The organism is Rheinheimera sp. UJ63 (assembly GCF_021568285.1).
GTDB classification, from domain to species: domain Bacteria; phylum Pseudomonadota; class Gammaproteobacteria; order Enterobacterales; family Alteromonadaceae; genus Alishewanella; species Alishewanella maricola.
In genome coordinates, this window is sequence record NZ_JAKGTQ010000002.1 from 554,470 (window position 1) to 574,376 (window position 19,907).

Below are 19,907 nucleotides of genomic sequence, written 5' to 3' on the forward strand. Positions count from 1 at the left end.
TTTTCCTTTTTTTCTAGTCTTGTTGTTGGAAACCAGCCTCATGCCTCGCGTGTTTGCCAAGCCTGATACTTTGAACGATCTTAATCCACAATTTAACCAGCCAGCTTTAACGCAACCGGTGTTTTTAAACTCAGTGCCTAAGTGCGGTACACATTTGTTGCGTAATATTTTCCGGATGTTTGTTCCTGTTGCACAACAATATCATGACGCTTTTGTGCAAATTCCTAACTTGCGCCAGTGTCTGCCGGCGTTTAATCCGGCCAAGCCGATGTTAAGTTGGGGGCACTTACTGTTTTCGGATGAATCGGCCTTAGCCACGCAAAAAGCGGTGCAATATATTATTGTGCGTGACCCTTATGACTGGGTATTAGCGCGTGCACGCTTCTTTTTATCGGATACCTTTCAAGGGCAGATGGACCATTTAAAAGGCGGTCGCATTAAAATTAATGAAATGCTCAATATGATGATCTTTGGCATTTATCAAAAGGCGCCTACCTTACAAGAAATTTATAGCCATAACGCCGTTGCTTGGTTAGGCACCGGCATCAAATTAGTGCGTTATGAAGATGTGATTACCCATTTAAAAAAACTCGATACGCCCGCCGCTGAGCAGTATTTTACTGAGTTATTGCAGCCAGTATTAGTCAACGGTTGCTTACCCGAAGATTGGCGCCGCCGTATTGAACTGGGTTCAGATCGCCAGCAGAGCGGCACCTATAGAGAGAATCTGGCTGGGATCAGTGCCGAGATCCCAGACGAATTACCCGATATGCAAAAACGTTTAGTCGAATATGCTGCGCCAGGTTTGCGGCATATTTTAGGTTATTACTAACAGGAGAGTCGGTGATGCAGCGACCGCAAGTATTAATTGTTGGCGGCGGTTCAGCCGGTTGGATGACGGCAGCCTACCTTAATGGCGCATTAAATAAAGCAGGCCGTGAACCTCGCGTGAATATCCATTTATTGGAGTCTCCTGATATTCCACGCATTTCAGTGGGTGAAGCAACGATCCCTTCTATGCGTCATCTGTTAGCGGTAATTGGCGTTGATGAAATGGAATTTATGCGCGCGACCGATGCGACTTTTAAGCAGTCAATTAAGTACGCCAACTGGGTACACAACGATAATACGTTCTATCACCATCCTTTTAGCAGTATGCGTACGCAACCCTTAGACCATTTAGCCGAAGAATGGCTGCGCAGTGATCGCAGTATTCCCTTTATGGAAACCTGCTCAGCACAACCGATTATATGTGAGATGGGTTTAGCGCCAAAAATGCTTGGGCAATGGGATATGGGCCCACCGCTTAATTATGCTTATCATATGAATGCGCAAAAGTTTGCCGATTATTTGCGTGATTTTTCCGTGGCGCGGGGGGTTAAACATACCCTGGCCAATCTGCAAGACGTGCAAATGAAGGCCGAGCAGCAGATTGGCGCTATCGTCACCGATCAAGGGGCAACGCTGGCGGCAGATTTATTTGTCGATTGCACCGGTTTTAGTGCCAAATTAATTGAAAAACAACTCGGTGTCGGTTTTGAAGATTGTTCCCAGTGGTTGCTCTGCGATCGCGCCATTACCATGCATATTCCTTATGATCGGTTCTATCCGGGTATGGTGCGGCCTTATACTACGGCCACCGCATTATCCAATGGTTGGATCTGGGATATCCCCATGCAAAACCAACGGTCAGTCGGTTATGTTCATAGCAGTGCTTTTATTAGTATTGAAGAGGCTGAGCGTGAAATGCGTGCTTATCAAGGGGTGGGGTGTGAAGATTTGCCGCATCGGGTGGTTAATTTTAAAGTCGGCCGGCGTAAACAAAACTGGCAAGGTAACTGTGTGGCCATTGGCTTATCGGGAGGCTTTATTGAACCGCTGGAATCAACCGGTTTATATCTCAGTGATTTAGGCGCCGTCACCTTAGCGGAGCATTTTCCGTTTGCCGCTGAAGATATGCCGCTGCTGGCCAGTCGTTATAATCGTATCTTATCTAATCGCTTTTATGAAATTCTCGATTTTATCAATATGCACTATTGCATGACACAGCGCACCGACACCGCTTTTTGGCGAGAAGTACAAAAACCGGAGCGAATTACCGAGCGTTTAAAAGCCAAGTTAGCATTTTGGAAAGTCAAACCGCCTAGTGCCCATGATTTTCAGGATCAGTGGTTCCCGGGGATGGATCCACAGGGCAGTCATGATGGTTTCAGTGATATGCGCGCGGCGGTTGATACCGGCGGGCTGTGGAATCACGAAAGTTATCAATGCATTTTATATGGTATGGATTACCTGCGAGCGCATTGTGCAGAACGTTACGGGCCGAATTTACCGGCAACGCAAATTCACCGAGCAATATTACAGCGCTTACAAATGGCACGACACAAATTGCCGCCGCATGCGCATTGGTTACAGCAAGCCGTTGGTATGCCAACCTATGCGACTGAGTCCAAACCTGCGGGTTGGGTCTAATCTGACATTAGCGTGTCACGGAGCAAACAGATGTTGCTATGGGCAGATTTACAGCGTTTAAACCGCCTAGAGCGACGCTGGTTACATTGGTTTTTATGTATTATTTTGAGCAGTACAATTTGGTTTAGTTGGCAAAGCACGGATTGGCAGAGCTATGGGTCAATAACCCTAAATTGGTTTATCAGCCCGCTGAGTGCCATCAGTGGTGTCTTGTGCGTGGTGATGGTCGCCAAAGGCTTGATGTCGAACTGGATTTGGGGGCTGATCAGTGCCAGTAGCTACGGTTTGCTCGCTTGGACCTCGGGCTATTATGGTGATTGGTTAATTAATTGGTTTTACTTTTTACCTGCGCAATTTTTTATTTATTTTAGCTGGCGTCAACATCTTTGCGCTGAAAGTCAGATCATCAAGATGCGGCGGTTAGGGCGGCATTGGTTTTGGGTGTTGGCTTTAGTTGTACTGGGGATTGCGGCACTTACCGCGGTATTAGCCGAGCTCGACGGCTTTATTAGTGAAGCCTTACAGCGTAATTCACAGGTGTATGCCAGCTTACGCGAATTAACCGGGCTGACGTTTAGCGGTCCACTGCTGGATAGCGCGACGGTGGTATTACAAATTGCCGCGCAATTATTGATGATCCGCATGTATGCGGCGCAGTGGCCATTTTGGATCCTGACCAATGTCTTAACGTTGTTTGCTTGGAGTTTGGTATTGCTAACGGATCCAAGTGCAACAGCCTATGCGGTACCCACCTTATTAATGTGGAGCGCATTTTTAATGAATTCGATTTACGGCATGATTAGCTGGCACAAAGGAGCATCAGAGCATTGAGTAAAGTAGGCGTTTTTCCAGGGAAGTTTTTACCGCCTCATCGTGGCCACTTAACCGCGATACTGCGCGCACATGCACTGTGTGACAAACTGTACGTGGTGATCAGTGAGCGAAGCCATGAAGATGGTGAGTTATGTCGGGTTGCCGGTATTCCTTATATTGACGGTGTACTTCGTCAGCGTTGGTTGTCGCAAGAGCTGCAAGGCTTGGGGATCCGGGTATTGCTGCAAAACGAAGATGCGATCCCTGCGTTTCCGCAAGGTTGGGGAGAATATGCCGGGTTGTTACAACACACCGTGCCAGAGCCGTTTGCAGTGATATTTGGTGGCGAAGAAGATTATCGTGCCGGTCATCAGCAGCATTTTCCTAACATCGATTATCGGGTGTTAGATCCGCAACGCACCCAATGGCCGATCAGTGGCACTGAAATTCGCAACCGACCCTATTTACACTGGGATTATATTGCCGGTGCTGCTCGGCCGTTTTTTGCGCGTAAAGTGCTGATCACCGGGCCTGAGTCTTGCGGTAAAACCACCTTAACCCGCAAGCTCGCCAAAGTATATTGTACTTCTTGGTCAGAAGAGCTGGGGCGTGATTATCAAGAAGACGTGGTGGGCGGCAATGGCGATTTATTTAATTTAGAAGATTTCAATCGTATTACCCATTTGCAATACGAGCAAGATTGGCATGCCTTACGTAGTGCCAACAAGGTCTGTTTTTTCGATACTGATGCGGTGGTCACTGCTTTTTTCAGTCAGGTGTTTTTAGGCAATGTCGCTAGTCGTATCGAGAGTTTTATTGATCCGCTGAAATATGACTTAATCATCGCGCTGGAGCCGACCGTGCCCTGGGTAGCGGATGGCATGCGCGAATTAGGTTCGCCGCACGTACGCCAACAAAGCTTTCAGCAGTTGCTCGACTTGTATCAGCAGTATGGTTTTCCTGCAGATCGTATCTTACGTATTAGCTCGGCTGATTATTACGAACGGTTAGAGAGTTGCATCAGTGCGGTTGATGCATTATTGCAAAAATAGCCTTGCTGATTAAAATCTTTGCAAACAGTGCTGACCAGCAGTAGTCAGCGCCGGTTCGGCTGTTATAATGCCACATCATTTTTCGGTTCTCGTAGAATAAAAGGACACCAAGTATTATGTCGGACGTCATTTCGCGCCCAACGAATTTTATACGGCAAATTATTGATGCCGATCTGGCCAATGGTAAGCACAGTGGCGTTCAAACCCGTTTCCCGCCTGAGCCTAATGGTTACCTGCATATTGGTCATGCTAAGTCTATTTGTTTGAATTTTGGCATTGCGCAAGATTATCAGGGGCAGTGTAATCTGCGTTTTGATGATACTAACCCTGAAAAAGAAAACGTCGAGTTTGTTGAGTCGATTAAACGTGACGTTAGCTGGTTAGGTTTTGAGTGGTCTGGCGATGTGCGTTACTCATCAGATTACTTCGAACAGCTATATGGCTATGCGGTGGAGTTAATCAACAAAGGCTTAGCCTATGTCTGTTTCTTAAATGGCGAGCAAATGCGCGAATACCGTGGCAATTTAACCCAGCCAGGTAAACCTAGCCCATATCGTGATACCAGCCCAGCAGAAAACTTAGCCTTATTTGAAAAAATGCGGGCTGGTGGTTTTAAAGAAGGTGAGTGCTCATTACGTGCAAAAATCGACATGAGCTCCTCTTTTATCTGTTTGCGCGATCCGGTTATCTACCGGGTAAAATTTGCGCATCACCATCAAACGGGTGACAAGTGGTGCATTTACCCAATGTATGACTTTACCCATTGTATTTCTGATGCGTTAGAGGGTATTACGCACTCGTTATGTACGCTGGAGTTTCAAGACAACCGTCGTTTATATGATTGGATCTTAGATAACATCAGTATTGCATGTCATCCACAGCAAATTGAATTTTCGCGTTTAAACCTTGAATATGCAGTGATGAGTAAGCGTAAATTACAAACCTTAGTGGCAGAGCAAGTGGTACAAGGCTGGGATGACCCACGTATGCCGACGATCGCCGGTTTACGCCGTCGTGGCTTTACCGCCGCCGCCATTCGTGAGTTTGCTAAGCGTATCGGTGTGACGAAGCAAGATAACGTTATTGAAATGAGCGCGTTAGAAGCCTGTATTCGTGAAGATTTAGACACGTCAGCACCGCGGGCGATGGCCGTTCTTGATCCGATCAAGGTCACTATCACGAATTATCCAGCAGATAAAATTGAGTGGTTATCCGCGCCTAATCATCCTAAAAATGAGATGGGTGAGCGCCAAGTGCCATTTGGCCGTGAACTTTATATTGATCGTGCTGATTTTCGTGAAGAAGCCAATAAAAAATATAAACGTTTAGTCTCTGGTGGTGATGTACGGTTACGTAATGCCTATGTGATTCACGCAGACGAAGTGATTAAAGACGATGCCGGTAATATTATTGCGTTAAATTGCAGTTACTTACCTGAGACACTAGGTGAAAACCCGGCTGATGGTCGCAAAGTGCGTGGTGTGATCCATTGGGTAGAGCAAACGCAAGCGTTAGCCGCAGAGTTCCGGGTTTACGATCGTTTATTCAGTGTGGCTAACCCTGCAGCTGAAGAAGATTTCATCAGTACTGTTAATCCACAATCCTTAGTGATTAAGCATGGTTTTGTCGAGCCATCGTTAGCGACAGCCGTGGCCGAACAGGCTTATCAGTTTGAGCGTGAAGGCTATTATTGTGCGGATAACCAAGATTCTAGCGCAGCTAAACTGGTATTTAATCGTACAGTAGGGTTACGTGATAGCTGGGGTAAAGAAGAAGAGTAAGCCCTAAGGCAGCAGGAAACGGCTGCCTTAGCGTTCAACCTAATAACGGCCGCTTAGCGGCTGTTATTTTTTAAAGAGCATCCCTAAGCCAACAATCGCCGCGATGGCGCCGCCAACGAGAAACCAAATGGCATTATCGGTTGGGTTGCCAGTCACCACTTCAGTGACTTGAGAGGCAGTAGAGTGATACTCGGTATAGCCAAAATATAATAAAATGGCGCCGGCAACTAACAAAGCTAATCCAATAATCTTATTCATTTACTTCTCCTGTATGATGAAAGTGCCTAAGCTGTTAACAAACAACTTGGAAGTAAATGTAGCATATAACTATCGGTATGACATTGTTGGCTTAAGGTCGGCGACAATTTGCAGCAGGAGTACAGCATGGAAATCTTTTGGGCCGTGTTATTTTTCGCCTTTTCAACCACGATTACGCCCGGGCCAAATAACGTGATGATGATGTCGTCTGGCGTTAACTATGGCATTAAAGCCAGCTTACCGCATTGGCTGGGTATTTGCCTGGGGTTCCCGTTCATGGTGTTGTTGGTCGGTTTAGGTTTTGCAGTGGTGTTTGAACGCTTTCCTCATCTACATCAACTGATTAAAGTGCTGGGTACGGTTTACCTGGTATACCTGGCTTGGAAAATTGCCAGCGCCCATCCACAAAGTATTGCCACGGGTAAAAGCAAACCCATGAGCTTTTGGCAGGCGGTGCTGTTTCAGTGGATTAACGGCAAGGCCTGGGTGATGGCTTCTGGCGCGATGGCGGCTTTTACCAGCGTGGGCGGGGTTTATTGGTTAGAAGTAAGCAGCATTACTTTGGCCTTTTTACTAATGGCCTTTCCTTGTGTCGGCGTGTGGTTGTTGTTTGGTGTGGTGTTAAAAAAGCTGTTAAATAACACCTTCGCGCAGCGGCTATTTAATGCCGCTATGGGCGTTATTTTATTATTGTCTGTGCTGCCCGTGCTCCTGGAGTTATGGCAGTTCTATTTTAGTACGGTTTAACGATGAATGGTGCTGCAGAAAAAATTGCGCTAGAGCATGAAGCCGCTCGCATTTTTATGCGGCTGTATGAGCAACGTTTTGCCGTTAAAATGCGGCATATTTGGCATAACGAGCCGGCGCGCCCCGATGTGTCTTGTTATTATGACGATCAAAAACTTGATTTAGAAATTGCCCACTTATATGGCAGTGAAGCAGAAGCCATGCATATTTTAGGGCGAGCACTGAGCCAACAAACCCATCAAGAATTAATGGCGTTGCTGCGCGTACCGGCAGCACAGCGTTTGTTAGCAGCACTGAATCGGATTATTGCTAATAAAGCAGAAAAGCATTATGACAGCGAGCGAGTTTGGCTGGTGATCCGTAATGCGAATCCGCTGTGGCGTCGCGCAGATATGTTGGCGCATTGCCACAAGTTACAGTTACCGCATCAGCATCCCTTTCAACAGATTTGGGTAGTCGGGGATTTATTAGGGCAATCGGGTATTTTGCCGTTGTACCCCCGCGCGCTACTAAGTGCTGAGGTGGCAAAGTGCTAAGCCTGTATCGGCGCTTAGCAAGCTGGTTGTCTCCTTGGCAAACTTGGTATTTAGTGTTGGCATGCGGTATCGCTTTGCTGATAATTGGCAGCTTAATTTTTGCTCCTAATGCTTTGAATCCGCATGCCTTGTTAGGGCTGTCGGTCGCGTTGTTGTCTTGCCTTTGTTGCTGGTTAATCAGTGCCTTGTTCAGCAAAGCGCCGTTACAACCCGCCGGCTTTTTTCGGCGGTTATTTTATCGCAGCGGCCAATATTTACTGGCGTTCTTACTGAGCCTGATCTTATTTAGCTGGCTGTTATTATTGCTGCGCATGCTCAGTTTACTGCTGCGGCATTATGTCTTTTAATGGAGAAGTTGGGTCATGAGGTTAGCGCAGCAGCAACGTTGGGATATTTTTTGTGCCGTGGTCGATAACTTTGGTGATATTGGCATTTGTTGGCGTTTAAGTCGGCAGTTGGTCGCCGAGCATGGGCTGGCTGTGCGCTTGTGGGTCGATGATTTAGTCAGTTTTCAGCGGCTATGCCCTGCAATCGATCCCAACCTGACAGAGCAACAGCAGGCAGGTGTGCTGATTTGTCATTGGCAAGTGCAAACGCCATGGCAGAGTACGACTCCTGGCACCGTAGTGGTTGAGGCGTTAGCCTGTACTATTCCTTTTGCTTATCAGCAGCAAATGGCGCAGCAAGCAGTGAAACCGCTGTGGCTGAACTTAGAATACTTATCTGCTGAGAGCTGGATTGAAGCGTGCCATACTATGGCCTCACCACAGCCGCAGTTACCCTTAATTAAGTATTTCTTTTTCCCCGGTTTTAGTGAAAAAACCGGCGGCTTACTGTGTGAGCAGGGTAGGATTGCACAATTAAGTGCCTTTCAACAAGATGCGTTGGCCCAGCAACACTTTTGGCAACAATTAGGCATCAGCTTAACAGATGAAAACACCTTAAAAGTGTCGTTGTTTGCTTACACCCAGCAAGCATTGGGCAGTTTATTGGCATTATGGCAAGAGTATGACCGCCCGGTGTTATGTGTTATTCCGTTAGGGGCTTTGGCCGACCAAGCCAAACAATTACTGCCAGGTTTAAGCCTTGAGCAACCCTGGCAAGCGGGATCGTTGACGGTGCATTTATTGGCGTTTTTACCGCAGCCCCAATACGATTATTTACTCAGTGCCTGCGATATTAATTTTGTACGCGGTGAAGACTCCGTGATCCGAGCGCAGTGGGCGGCTAAGCCTTTTATTTGGCAAATCTATCGGCAAGCAGAGCAAGCGCATATTGATAAGTTATCCGCTTTTTTAGCACGTTATACAGCGGAGTTTCCCGCCGAGCTGGCAAGTGTTGTACAAAAATTGCATTTACAATGGAATACCGAGCAAGATGTGCAACACAGTTGGCAAGATTTCGCCTTGGTTAGCTCACAAATTGCGCAGCTAAATCAATTATGGCGCAACAAATTAGAAAGCTTTGGAGATCTTGCTAGCAACCTCGTGCGTTTTGCTGAAAAAAAAATTATAATGTAGCGCAATTTTTCCTAACAAGAAGATATTCTCAAATGATGAAGACAGCACAAGAAGTCCGTGCCGGCCAAGTAATTATGGTTGGAAGTGAGGCAATGGTAGTGTTAAAGGCCGAGTTTAACAAATCAGGCCGTAACTCTGCAGTAGTAAAAATGAAAATGAAAAACCTGCTTAATGGTCAGGGCATGGAAACAGTTTACCGTGCTGATGACAAATTTGAGCAAGTTATGTTGGAAACTAAAGAAGTGACGTATTCTTACTTCGCCGATCCAATGTATGTATTTATGGACGCTGAATACAATCAGTTTGAAATCGAAGCTGAATCAATGGGCGAAGCACTGAAGTACTTAATCGACGGTATGGAATGTTCAGTGGTATTCTACAACGAGCGTCCTATCTCTGTTGATTTACCCACAGTGGTTGTGCGTACTGTGACTTACACTGAGCCAGCAGCGCGTGGTGATACTTCAGGTAAAGTGATGAAGCCAGCGAAACTGGAAACCGGTTTTGAGCTGATGGTTCCGGCATTCGTAGAAGAAGGCGATCGTATCGAAATCGATACGCGCACCGACGAATACCGCAGCCGTGCTAAGTAAAAGCATCTGAGCAAAAAAAAGGCGCGTAAGCGCCTTTTTTGCTGAGGCTTGTTAACGTTTAACGATTGGACACCTAATGACTAATAACGATATTCTGCGTCGTCTGCGCTTTATTATGGATTACAACAACAGCACTATGGCGGCAACCTTTGCGCTAGGGGGCTTAGTGTGTAGTCGTGAACAGATTATTGGCTGGCTGGCAAAAGAAGAAGATACGGTATTTTTAGCATTAGAAGACCAAGCGTTGGCGCAGTTTTTAAATGGCTTAATCAGCAGTCAACGTGGCCAAAAAGAGGGCGAGCAACCGATCGCGGAAGCGCGCTTAAATAACAATATTATTTTACGTAAATTGAAAATCGCTTTTACGCTGCGTGATGATGATCTGTTAGCCTTGTTGTCATTAGCCGATTTTCGCATGGGCAAAGCGGAACTCAGCGCATTTTTCCGCAAACCTGATCATCACCATTATCGGCAATGCCAAGCGCAAGTGTTGCGTAATGTGCTAAAAGGCTTACAGCTTAAGCTGCGTCCTTAACGGCTATGCAGTTGTAAATCACCTAGCGTGATAGCCGAGTGGCTTTTCTTTAATTGGCTTAAAAACAATAGGGCACAGCCGTAGGCATCTTCTAAGGCATGATGCTGTGCACTCACCGGTAGGTGATGTCGCGCTAAGCATTGCGGTAAGCGCAGGGCATCAGTCGCTAGCCGCGATCCCAGTTTTTGCAGGCGATGATATTCGATATTCAGCGTGTCCAGAAACAGCATGCGTGGCGCCTTGCCAAAGTGCCGCTGAAAAGCGATCTGTAAAAAAGCCCGATCTAAGCGACAATGATGTGCGACAAAAATATAGCCGGGATACTGCTTAAGCAAAAACTGTAATACGTCGGCTAACTCTTGGGCATCTTTTAAGTCGCTGTCATGTAAGCCATGATAAATGGCACTTTGTCCGACACTGACTGGCGCTTCAATTAAGTAATGCCGTGCTTCACTCAGCCGAATATGTTGCTCAACAATAGGCAACCAGCCGATACTCACAATATGATCTTGTTTGGCATTTAAGCCGGTGAGTTCTAAATCTAATACTAAGTAACGACACTCGCGTGCCGGTGTGTCAGCACTGGGTAACGCCACCTGATTAAACGTCAGTATTTCGGCATACAACTCGGGGTTTTTCTGTAACCATCCAAACATTTACATTTCTCGACAGTAACGATGTTTCATGGACGATTGTGCGCCGTTGATCACCGCAAAACTGTCTTTTAATTGATGCCGTTGTAAACCCGATAGCACGGCAGGATCCAATAAATTACTGGCTTCATGGCCTTGGCTAATATCGTGTAAATGCTTATCCCAACGCAATTGCGCTAAAATATCAAAAGCGTCTGATAAATTTTGGGTATCTTTTGTTTCCATAATACCGTCTGCCGCCAAGCGCTCTAAACGCTGACGTGTATTCACCTCCTGGATCCCATTTGCCAGAGCATACACCCGCACGATATCGGTAATTAAGCTGATACCACGTTTTTTCAGATCCAAGCCTTTTTTATGTTTTCCGTCGTGCTCTAAGATAAAGTTCTTTAAAAAACTCAGTGGTGCCGTGCGTTGTAATGCGGTTTGTGCCAGTTGTAACAAAAATAATGATTGATTAGTACGGGCTAAAATATCGTGTTGCAGCGCGTTAAATAGCCCCTTTGAGCCTTCAACCACGCGCATATCAAAGAAGATACTGGATTTAAGAATAGCGTCAGGGGTCGGCGAGGAGATCCAGCGCGCAAATTTTCCTGACCAACCTTTTAAACTCATTCTAAGCTCAGGGTTCGATGCCATAATATTGCCCGGGCACAAAGTAATACCGCAACGAGCCAAACCTTGGCAGACAAAATCGGCTAATTTGGCAAAATACTCGCCAATTTCGCCGCTGGGCTCTTTTTCCAGTAATAAGGCGTTATCTTGATCGGCATTAATACTTTGATCCATTCGAGCCTGTGAGCCAAAACACAACCAGCTAAATACGCAGGGCGCGGGGCCAAACTCAATCTGGGCTAATTTGATTAAACGCTGCGTCAGCGCATCGGTGATGGTGGTAATAATATGACCCGCTTCATAGGCAGGCACTTGCTGCTTACCTAAAATCAGCGCCAAGTTATTAATTTGCATGCTGCAATGCTCTAAGCCATCAATCGAGGTTTGCCGATGGATCTCACCAATCAAATACACGGGGTGATCTTGCTGAGAGCGGATCACATCTGTGGTTGTGATCATGCCATAGCTAATACCTTGGTCCATCACCGGTAAATGGTGCACATTAAAGCGGCTCATCAGTTGGACTGCTTCAAACAAATAAGCATGCTTATCAATAGTTTGCGGTTTTGGCGTCATCACTTCTTTCACCGGTGTTGCTGCCGGTAAGTTGTCCGCCAGAACACGACTGCGTAAATCGCGGTCGGTTAAAATTCCAATTAAGCGTTCGTCTTGTTCAATTAATAAAGAGGAGACGCGTTTTTCGGTCATTAATTGGGCAGCGGCTTGCACGGTTTGTTCACCATGAATGGCAATTTTGCGCGCTTGGGCAATGTCAGATACTTTTAAGGTAAAGCGCGAGCCTTGTTGCTCTTTGTATTGATGTAGTCGACGGCCAAATAAGCGCTGAAAAAAGATATCAATATTTTTATATTGATAGCGCATTTGATGAAAGGCCGTGGCCGGTAACCAGAATAATAAACCATCTTCTTCACAAATCAGTTGATCGTTATCAGCCAAGCCGGTTAACAGCAGCTGATAACCATAAAAATCACCTTCTTCCAGCTTGGTAAGCAATTGTTGTTGATCGCTGTACAGTGCATAAATGCCGGTGCGAACGATCAGTAAATTTTCTGTGCTGTTATCCACCGTTTCGCCAGCTTGGCAATAATACACATTCAGCGCCGCTGCTAAATCCGCCAGTTGCCCTTCGGCTAACTGATCAAAGGGGGTGGTGTGCGCTAAAAATTTACTGACTTCGGCAACTTCCATGATGCACTCCTGTTTAAGTTCGTTTAGGCCGGCTTTACTTTGCGCATAGCAAGGTAATGATGGGATCGGTAGCCGACAATGGACGCCATTGCGCAGATAAGGCTTCACCTGCAGTGGGGATCTGTAAGTTTTCGGTAAAGTCCGCCTGAGCCATTTGTTGGCAATGCACAACTTGCGGCACGCGTTTGGCACTCATGCGCCGTTCAAAGAAATATAAGTCGACTAACACCAGCGCGGAATTGCGCTGATTGACTGCGGCATTAGCCACATCGGCGGCGATAAAACGTAAAGTTTGAGGATAGAAATAACTCCAAGGACGCCATGGCGCGGTTTGTTCTATGGTTTTTACCACAGCAACGCCCTCAGGTAATAAGCTTGTTTGATGGCTGTACCAGTTGTATTCACTGTGAATTTGAAAGCTAAGCATACCCACCGCAGCAAACACGGGGACGAGCCAACGAGGTAGGCGCTGACGACTGATAAAGCGTAAGCCTAGGGCGACTCCTGCTGCGCCTAAACCTGCAAAAATCGTTGCAATTAATTCCCACAACATAATGGACTTCCTAAAAAATTCGGGCTTTCCAGAGAAAGCCCGAGGGTGAGGCAGAACAAGCTGCTCTTACGCTAGCCATGTTCTGCCACGATGTTAATGATCGATGGCTTGGCCTGCACCACGTGGCGAACGCACACTTTCTACCAGATCTTGGATCCGTTGTGGAGGGGCTTCAGTCATAGCTGACACCGCAAACGCTACGGCAAAGTTAATCATCGCACCTACTGCGCCAAACGACAGTGGTGAAATACCGTAACCTGTACCACCAAACAACCAGTTAGCTGGAATGTTAGCAAAGGTTGCAGTACCAGGGATGAAGAACCAGCCTAGGTATAAGAAGATATACACACAGGTAGAGATTAAACCTGCCAGCATACCCGCAATGGCGCCTTTGTTATTCACCCGCTTAGAGAAGATACCCATCATCAATGCAGGGAAAATAGAGGCTGCGGCAATACCGAAAGCTAGGGCAACGGTTTGTGCGGCAAAGCCTGGCGGATTCATACCTAACCAGGTCGCTATCACAATGGCGACACCCATGGAAATCCGTGCTGCGCGTAATTCACCTTTTTCACTGATGTCTGGTTTAAGCGAACCTTTGATTAAGTCATGGCTGATCGCGGACGAAATCGCTAACAATAAACCGGCTGCAGTTGATAACGCTGCCGCTAAACCACCGGCTGCAATTAAACCGATAACCCAGCCAGGTAAATTGGCAATTTCAGGGTTGGCCAGTACTAAAATGTCATTGTTTACTGTCAACTCGTTACCATTCCAACCACGTTCTGCGGCTTTTTCAGCAAATGCCGGTGTATCGTTATACACTTGAATGCGGCCATCACCGTTTTTATCTTGGAACGAAATTAAACCCGTTGTTTCCCACGTTTTCATCCAGTCTGGGCGTTCCGCATACTGAATAGCATCCGCAGTGGGTCCTGCTGGGTAAATGGTGTTCATCAGATTTAAACGTGCCATTGACGCAACTGCTGGTGCAGTTAAATACAATAACGCGATAAACACTAATGCCCAACCTGCTGACCAACGCGCATCGGCTACTTTAGGCACAGTGAAGAAACGGATAATAACATGAGGTAAACCTGCAGTACCGATCATCAGTGACAGCGTGAAAAGCACCATGTTCAGTTTATTATCAACATCTGCGGTGTAATCTTGGAAACCTAACTCACGAACAACCATATCTAACTTAGCCAGTAACGGCATTCCTGATTCGATATGGGTACCAAACAAGCCTAATGGCGGTAAGAAGTTGCCGGTAAGTTGTAATGAAATAAACACTGCAGGGATAGTATAAGCAATGATTAGCACCACATACTGTGCAACTTGCGTGTAAGTGATACCTTTCATACCGCCCATTACCGCGTATAAAAACACAATAACAGCCGCAATGATCAGACCCATGTCGCTGCTCACTTCAAGGAAACGAGAGAACGCCACACCGGCACCGGTCATTTGACCGATAACGTAAGTTACTGAAGCAATAATCAAACAAGCTACCGCAACTAAGCGTGCACCTGTGCTGTAAAAGCGATCACCGATAAAGTCAGGTACGGTAAACTTACCAAATTTACGTAGGTAGGGGGCTAATAGCATGGCTAACAAAACGTAACCACCGGTCCAACCCATTAAAAAGGTTGAATTGGCATAACCACCCGCCGCGATTAAGCCGGCCATAGAAATGAAAGATGCCGCTGACATCCAGTCGGCAGCCGTAGCCATACCGTTCATTACTGGGTTTACGCCACCACCGGCGACATAGAACTCTTTGGTGGTGCCAGCACGTGCCCAGATAGCGATTGCGATATAGAGGGCAAACGAGCCGCCAACAAATATCAAGTTAATTGCAAATTGACTCATCCTGCTTACTCCTCGTCCACACCGAATTCTTTATCCAGTTGGTTCATTCTCCAGGCATAGAAGAAGATCAACGCGATAAACGTAAGAATAGAACCCTGTTGTGCGAACCAGAAGCCCAAATCAGTACCGCCAACGCTAATACCGGCCAGTAACGGCCGAAGTAAAATACCAAAGCCATAGGATACGGTTGCCCATATCACCAAGCTTACGATTATGAGGCGCAGGTTAGCGCTCCAATATGCAGCGGCATTCGTGTTATTATTTGCCATAAGTTGTGTCTCCTTTAGTTTTTATTTTCGAGCAATTCTAATGTAGCAGTAGTTAGCTGCTCTGCTAGCCCGACTTTAGTCGAAGACTTGTACTGAAGCATTGACAAGGTGCCGCACTAAAACCAAAGTTAGCTGATAACCCTAAATGGAGAATCCCGTGACTGCGTGGACTGTAGCCCTATTAGCCTTACTGTATGTCGGTGGTTTGTTTTTAATTGCCAATTGGGGTGAACGCCATGCCGACGATCGTCTAATACGAAAGTATGGCGGTTTAATTTATAGCTTGGCGTTAGCGGTCTATTGTACCTCTTGGACCTATTATGGCGCAGTGGGTACGGCAGTGACCCGCGGCTGGGATTACATTGCCATTTATTTAGGGCCTATTCTGCTGTTTATCTTCGCGCAACCGTTTTTATTTAAGCTGTTGTATGTGTCGAAAAAACAAAACGTGACCTCGATTGCTGACTTTATCTCTGCCCGCTATGGTAAGCGCAGCAATATCGCCACTTTGGCGGCCGTTGTTTGCTTGATTGTGGTGATCCCTTATATCTCGTTGCAATTAAAGGCGGTGGCAGGCTCTTATCAGGTATTACTTGGCGGCAGCTTTGATGACAGTAAATTAGCATGGTATCAAGACAGTGCCTTATTAAGCGCCATCGCCATGGCGTTTTTCGCCATTTTATTTGGTACACGCAAACTTCACCTGACCGAGCAAAACCGTGGGGTGATGGTGGCCATCGCCTTCGAATCCGTGGTGAAGTTGTTTGCACTTTTAATGCTGTCCATAGCCGTGTATGTGTTCTTAATGGATACTGATCAGTCTGTGCTTCGCACTTTTGCCTTACATTCGGTGTCGCAGCAAGAACAACTGACCACACCCGGTTGGGTTGAATTTATCACGAAAACACTGTTGGCGATGGTCGCGGTGTTTTTGCTACCCCGACAATTTCATGTCGCCTTTGTCGAAAATGTCTCACATCATTATTTACGTCATGCCAGACGCTGGTTTTCCGGTTATTTAGTTTTAGTCACCTTAGTGGTGATCCCGATTGCCGTGGCCGGTATGCAACTGTTTCCCGATATGCTGGAGCTGGCGGATAGCTTTGTGTTGTTAATCCCTTCACGGATGGAATGGAACGTTTTAAGCGTATTAGTGTTTATCGGTGGCTTCTCTGCCGCCACGTCGATGATTATTATTGCGACCTTAGCTTTAGCCACGATGATCAGTAATGATGTGGTGATGCCAGGCTTATTAAAGTCGAGTAAGCAAAAAGGTTTATCACACGATTACAGCCTATTAATTTTGGTGGTACGGCGTACCATGATCGTGGTGGTGATGGCGCTGTCTTATCTGTATTACAGTGTCTTTGCCCGCAACTACGAATTGGCCGAAACCGGTTTGTTAGCCTTTGCGCTGACCATTCAATTAGTCCCTGCGGTCGTTGGCGGGCTTTATTGGCGTCGTGGTAATGCTTATGGCGTGTATGCGGGTTTAAGTATTGGTATGGTGTTGTGGTTTTACACCTTAATGTTACCGCAACTGGTGAATGCCGGGGTATTAAGCAGCGCCATTATGCAGCAGGGGGTCTTTGGGCTGAATTGGCTACTGCCTACGGCCATGTTTGGTATTAAGCTGGATTCGTTAAGCCATGGTGTCTTGGTGTCGCTGGGCTTTAATGTGCTTGCTTATACGTTGGTCTCGTTAAGTACCAAGGTAAACTTGCTTGATCGCTTACAGGCGGTGGCCTTTGTTAAACCGAATTTACCGATTAAACATCAAGATACGCCAGCGCGGCGTATTCGCATTCATAACAGTGATTTAAAAATCTTACTGGAACGGTTTGTTGGTAATCAACGTGCCGCAGAATGTTTAGCCGAATTTGGTCGTAAACAGCAAATGACTCTGCAACTGGATGACTTGCCTAGCGTTGGGTTAGTCGAACACGTTGAACGTGAACTCGCTGGGGTCATCGGCGCGTCGTCTGCCTCTACTATGGTTAATGCGGTACTTGAAGGGCGGCAACTGGCGTTTGAAGATGTCGTCACCTTGTTTGATGACACTACGCAGGCCATTCAATTTTCTCGCAAAATATTATTCTCAACGCTAGAACACTTAAGCCAAGGGGTCAGTGTGGTTGATCGTGATCTGAATTTGGTCGCGTGGAATAAATCCTACCTAGAGATGTTTAATTATCCTGATGGTATGGTACGTGTGGGGCGGCCGGTGGCAGATATTGTGCGGCTTAATGCGGAGCGCGGGCTCTGTGGCGTTGGTGATCCGGATGAGCACGTTGAAAAACGTATTATGCATATGCGAAATGGTACGGCTCATGTTTTTCAGCGGGTGCGACCTGATGGTAAAGTGATTGAAATGCGCGGTAACCCCATCCCTGGCGGCGGTTTTGTCACCAGCTTTACCGACATCTCGGACCATGTTAAAGCCGTGCAGGGCTTAGCCGAGGCGAAGCAACACTTAGAAGATCGGGTGCATGAGCGTACGCAAACTATTTCTGACATGAACCAGGAGTTACTGGCTGAGGTAGGGCGTCGTCGTGAAACAGAGCAGCAATTACTGCAAGCAAAAGCCGAAGCTGAAGCGGCGAATGCGTCGAAAACCCGGTTTCTTGCTTTAGCCAGCCACGATATTTTACAGCCGTTAAATGCCGCGCGCTTGTTTACTGCCGCTTTAGCAGGCATTCACGACAAGCAGCAACAAAGTGCGATTTTAACGCAGCTTGATAATTCGCTGAAAGCTTCAGAAGAGCTGATTTCAACCTTATTAGAAATCGCCAAACTTGATGATGGTAAGTTACAACCGAATGTACAACCGGTGCCGTTAAAAGAATTATTGATGCAATTAGCCGACGAATATGGCTTGGTGGCCAGTCAAAAAGGCTTAGCCTTAACAGTAAAAACCAGCTCGTTACAAGTGCAAACCGATGCCACTTATTTACGGCGGATCTTACAAAACATGTTATCTAATGCCATCAAGTACACCAATAAAGGACGCATTTTACTAGGTTGTCGCAAACGTGGTGATCATTTGTTATTGCAAGTGTGGGATTCTGGCCCGGGTATTGGTGAGGCAGATCTGCAGCGTATTTTTGAAGACTTTTATCGCATTGATGCCACGGCTAAAGGCCAACAAGGGCTGGGCTTGGGCCTGGGAGTGGTTAATCGGATGGCGAAATTGCTTGGCCATGAGTTGTTAGTGAAGTCTTGGCCGGGTAAGGGCACGGTGTTTAGTATTCGCTTGCCGTTAGTACTTGGCAAGCGCCGCCAAGATCTGCCTCTGCCTAGCCCCCTGCAGCAAAGGCCCTTACCAGGGCTGTCGGTGGTGTGTGTCGATGATGATGCGGCTAACTTAGCGGCGTTAAAAGTCTTATTACAGCAATGGCAGATCACTGATGTGCAGTGTTTTTATGATGAACAAGAGTTACTCAGTTATGCGCCGAACCATCCCGCACCGGATGTGATTATTATTGATTATCAACTAGGCCAACATTTGAATGGCTTAGATCTGTATCGGCAGATCCGTCAGTATTGGGGAGAGGTAAATGGCATCTTGGTGTCGGCCTCACCTCAAGCTGATTTAGCGGCCTTAGCTAAAGCGGAGTCGTTGATGTTTTTAGCTAAACCGATTAAACCGGGGGCGTTACGGGCAACGCTGAATCATTTTAAAATGCTGAAAAGGGCCGCTAATTAGGCCCTCGTTGGCGATTTAATGGCAAACAAGCGCTTATTGATGCTGAGCCATAGCGCGATCAACCGGCGGCTCTAACGTCAGCCGCTGCGCTTGGATCACCACTTGGGTGCGGTTAGTGCAACCCAGTTTACGAAAGATTGCCGTAATATGCGCTTTCACCGTGGCTTCTGAGATATGCAGATCATAAGCAATTTGTTTATTTAGCCAACCCTCAGTTAAATAATACAAAACTTTGTATTGCTGCTGGGTTAATTGCGCCACCCGAGAGGCTAAATCCAAATCTTGCTCGGTATCACCTTGTTCTAAAATTTGTTTTTGTAGGTTCTTCGGTACCCATAACTCACCATCTAGCACCGCATTTAAGGCGGTACTGATATCAACAGGATTGGCGGATTTGGGGACATAGGCAGAGGCGCCAAACGACATGACGCGGCGGATCACATCCAAATCTTCACTCGCTGAAATCACCACGATCGGTAAACTGGGATAGTTTTTCCGCAGTTGAATTAACCCCAAGAAACCGCAGTTTCCCGGCATATGCAGATCGAGTAATAACAAATCAGCATCGGGATGTTGTTCTAGGGCGGCACAGGTGCTTTCAAAACTGTCTGTTTCAACGGTGGCTTTGGTAGCAAAAGTACTGCTGATAGCATTAATAAGCGCGTTTCTAAATAGCGGATGATCGTCTGCTACGATTAACTTTGCCATCTTCCCTCCAGT

19 protein-coding genes are annotated in these 19,907 nt (G+C 46.6%); 12 read left to right on the plus strand and 7 right to left on the minus strand.

Annotated elements, in window-relative coordinates; translation table 11 throughout:
* Positions 1–40: 40 nt before the first annotated feature.
* From L1N97_RS08585 to glnS, 5 genes are all read left to right on the plus strand, one after another.
* Entirely contained in the window at positions 41–832 is a 792-nt protein-coding gene (locus L1N97_RS08585; protein WP_226750006.1) for a hypothetical protein, read from the plus strand.
* Positions 833–846: 14 nt separating this feature from the next.
* A complete protein-coding gene (locus tag L1N97_RS08590; RefSeq protein ID WP_236129711.1) occupies positions 847–2,472 on the plus strand; it encodes a tryptophan halogenase family protein in 1,626 nt (541 codons plus the stop codon).
* 30 nt (positions 2,473–2,502) lie between these two features.
* A complete protein-coding gene (pnuC, locus tag L1N97_RS08595) occupies positions 2,503–3,303 on the plus strand; it encodes a nicotinamide riboside transporter PnuC (protein WP_236129493.1) in 801 nt (266 codons plus the stop codon).
* Entirely contained in the window at positions 3,300–4,337 is a 1,038-nt protein-coding gene (nadR, locus tag L1N97_RS08600) for a multifunctional transcriptional regulator/nicotinamide-nucleotide adenylyltransferase/ribosylnicotinamide kinase NadR (RefSeq protein ID WP_229587979.1), read from the plus strand. Before pnuC ends, nadR begins: the two co-directional genes overlap by 4 nt.
* A gap of 116 nt (positions 4,338–4,453) precedes the next feature.
* Positions 4,454–6,118, plus strand: a complete 1,665-nt coding sequence (gene glnS, locus L1N97_RS08605; protein ID WP_229587981.1) for a glutamine--tRNA ligase — start codon at positions 4,454–4,456, stop codon at positions 6,116–6,118.
* A gap of 63 nt (positions 6,119–6,181) precedes the next feature.
* Here glnS and L1N97_RS08610 read toward each other — a convergent pair whose 3' ends face one another.
* On the minus strand, positions 6,182–6,376 hold the full coding sequence (locus L1N97_RS08610) for a DUF3185 family protein (protein WP_226750001.1): 195 nt from the start codon (positions 6,374–6,376) through the stop codon (positions 6,182–6,184).
* Positions 6,377–6,502: 126 nt separating this feature from the next.
* On the opposite strand from L1N97_RS08610, the gene L1N97_RS08615 reads away from it, so the two are divergent.
* The 6 genes from L1N97_RS08615 (at position 6,503) to L1N97_RS08640 (ending at position 10,307) form a co-directional block, all read left to right on the plus strand.
* Positions 6,503–7,123 (plus strand): LysE family translocator, encoded by a 621-nt coding sequence (locus tag L1N97_RS08615; protein ID WP_229587983.1) that lies wholly within the window; start codon positions 6,503–6,505, stop codon positions 7,121–7,123.
* A 2-nt stretch (positions 7,124–7,125) separates the two neighbouring features.
* Positions 7,126–7,659, plus strand: a complete 534-nt coding sequence (locus tag L1N97_RS08620; RefSeq protein ID WP_236129494.1) for a hypothetical protein — start codon at positions 7,126–7,128, stop codon at positions 7,657–7,659.
* On the plus strand, positions 7,653–8,006 hold the full coding sequence (locus L1N97_RS08625; protein WP_236129495.1) for a hypothetical protein: 354 nt from the start codon (positions 7,653–7,655) through the stop codon (positions 8,004–8,006). Before L1N97_RS08620 ends, L1N97_RS08625 begins: the two co-directional genes overlap by 7 nt.
* Positions 8,007–8,021: 15 nt before the next feature.
* A complete protein-coding gene (earP, locus tag L1N97_RS08630; protein WP_236129496.1) occupies positions 8,022–9,179 on the plus strand; it encodes an elongation factor P maturation arginine rhamnosyltransferase EarP in 1,158 nt (385 codons plus the stop codon).
* 32 nt (positions 9,180–9,211) lie between these two features.
* Complete coding sequence (efp, locus tag L1N97_RS08635; protein WP_442967226.1) at positions 9,212–9,772, plus strand: elongation factor P; 561 nt, start codon at positions 9,212–9,214, stop codon at positions 9,770–9,772.
* Positions 9,773–9,848: 76 nt separating this feature from the next.
* Complete coding sequence (locus tag L1N97_RS08640; RefSeq protein ID WP_236129497.1) at positions 9,849–10,307, plus strand: DUF1456 family protein; 459 nt, start codon at positions 9,849–9,851, stop codon at positions 10,305–10,307.
* Here L1N97_RS08640 and L1N97_RS08645 read toward each other — a convergent pair.
* The 5 genes from L1N97_RS08645 to L1N97_RS08665 form a co-directional block, all read right to left on the minus strand.
* The gene (locus L1N97_RS08645) at positions 10,304–10,963 is read right to left on the minus strand and encodes an exonuclease domain-containing protein (protein WP_236129498.1); all 660 of its coding nucleotides are present in this window, start codon (positions 10,961–10,963) and stop codon (positions 10,304–10,306) included. The two genes, L1N97_RS08640 and L1N97_RS08645, sit on opposite strands and share 4 nt — an antisense overlap.
* The gene (locus tag L1N97_RS08650; protein WP_236129499.1) at positions 10,964–12,784 is read right to left on the minus strand and encodes a putative nucleotidyltransferase substrate binding domain-containing protein; all 1,821 of its coding nucleotides are present in this window, start codon (positions 12,782–12,784) and stop codon (positions 10,964–10,966) included.
* A 34-nt stretch (positions 12,785–12,818) separates the two neighbouring features.
* A complete protein-coding gene (locus L1N97_RS08655) occupies positions 12,819–13,337 on the minus strand; it encodes a hypothetical protein (protein WP_229587993.1) in 519 nt (172 codons plus the stop codon).
* Between the two features lie 93 nt (positions 13,338–13,430).
* Positions 13,431–15,212 (minus strand): sodium:solute symporter family protein, encoded by a 1,782-nt coding sequence (locus L1N97_RS08660; RefSeq protein WP_236129500.1) that lies wholly within the window; start codon positions 15,210–15,212, stop codon positions 13,431–13,433.
* Between the two features lie 5 nt (positions 15,213–15,217).
* Positions 15,218–15,481: a DUF4212 domain-containing protein gene (locus L1N97_RS08665; RefSeq protein WP_236129501.1), complete on the minus strand. Its 264-nt coding sequence runs from the start codon at positions 15,479–15,481 to the stop codon at positions 15,218–15,220.
* Positions 15,482–15,638: 157 nt separating this feature from the next.
* Between L1N97_RS08665 and L1N97_RS08670 the strand changes: the two genes are divergently transcribed.
* Positions 15,639–19,187, plus strand: a complete 3,549-nt coding sequence (locus L1N97_RS08670; RefSeq protein WP_236129502.1) for a PAS domain-containing hybrid sensor histidine kinase/response regulator — start codon at positions 15,639–15,641, stop codon at positions 19,185–19,187.
* A 33-nt stretch (positions 19,188–19,220) separates the two neighbouring features.
* Here the strand turns inward: L1N97_RS08670 and L1N97_RS08675 are convergent, their stop codons facing one another.
* Positions 19,221–19,895, minus strand: a complete 675-nt coding sequence (locus tag L1N97_RS08675; protein ID WP_236129503.1) for a response regulator transcription factor — start codon at positions 19,893–19,895, stop codon at positions 19,221–19,223.
* Positions 19,896–19,907 lie beyond the last annotated feature (12 nt).

Coding starts and splice junctions, on each gene's coding strand:
- L1N97_RS08585 (WP_226750006.1), top strand. CDS start 41: ATGCCTCGCGTGTTTGCCAAGCCTGATACTTTGAACGATCTTAATCCA.
- L1N97_RS08590 (WP_236129711.1), top strand. CDS start 847: ATGCAGCGACCGCAAGTATTAATTGTTGGCGGCGGTTCAGCCGGTTGG.
- pnuC (WP_236129493.1), top strand. CDS start 2,503: ATGTTGCTATGGGCAGATTTACAGCGTTTAAACCGCCTAGAGCGACGC.
- glnS (WP_229587981.1), top strand. CDS start 4,454: ATGTCGGACGTCATTTCGCGCCCAACGAATTTTATACGGCAAATTATT.
- L1N97_RS08610 (WP_226750001.1), bottom strand. CDS start 6,376: ATGAATAAGATTATTGGATTAGCTTTGTTAGTTGCCGGCGCCATTTTA.
- L1N97_RS08615 (WP_229587983.1), top strand. CDS start 6,503: ATGGAAATCTTTTGGGCCGTGTTATTTTTCGCCTTTTCAACCACGATT.
- L1N97_RS08620 (WP_236129494.1), top strand. CDS start 7,126: ATGAATGGTGCTGCAGAAAAAATTGCGCTAGAGCATGAAGCCGCTCGC.
- earP (WP_236129496.1), top strand. CDS start 8,022: ATGAGGTTAGCGCAGCAGCAACGTTGGGATATTTTTTGTGCCGTGGTC.
- efp (WP_442967226.1), top strand. CDS start 9,212: ATGATGAAGACAGCACAAGAAGTCCGTGCCGGCCAAGTAATTATGGTT.
- L1N97_RS08640 (WP_236129497.1), top strand. CDS start 9,849: ATGACTAATAACGATATTCTGCGTCGTCTGCGCTTTATTATGGATTAC.
- L1N97_RS08645 (WP_236129498.1), bottom strand. CDS start 10,963: ATGTTTGGATGGTTACAGAAAAACCCCGAGTTGTATGCCGAAATACTG.
- L1N97_RS08650 (WP_236129499.1), bottom strand. CDS start 12,784: ATGGAAGTTGCCGAAGTCAGTAAATTTTTAGCGCACACCACCCCCTTT.
- L1N97_RS08655 (WP_229587993.1), bottom strand. CDS start 13,337: ATGTTGTGGGAATTAATTGCAACGATTTTTGCAGGTTTAGGCGCAGCA.
- L1N97_RS08660 (WP_236129500.1), bottom strand. CDS start 15,212: ATGAGTCAATTTGCAATTAACTTGATATTTGTTGGCGGCTCGTTTGCC.
- L1N97_RS08665 (WP_236129501.1), bottom strand. CDS start 15,481: ATGGCAAATAATAACACGAATGCCGCTGCATATTGGAGCGCTAACCTG.
- L1N97_RS08675 (WP_236129503.1), bottom strand. CDS start 19,895: ATGGCAAAGTTAATCGTAGCAGACGATCATCCGCTATTTAGAAACGCG.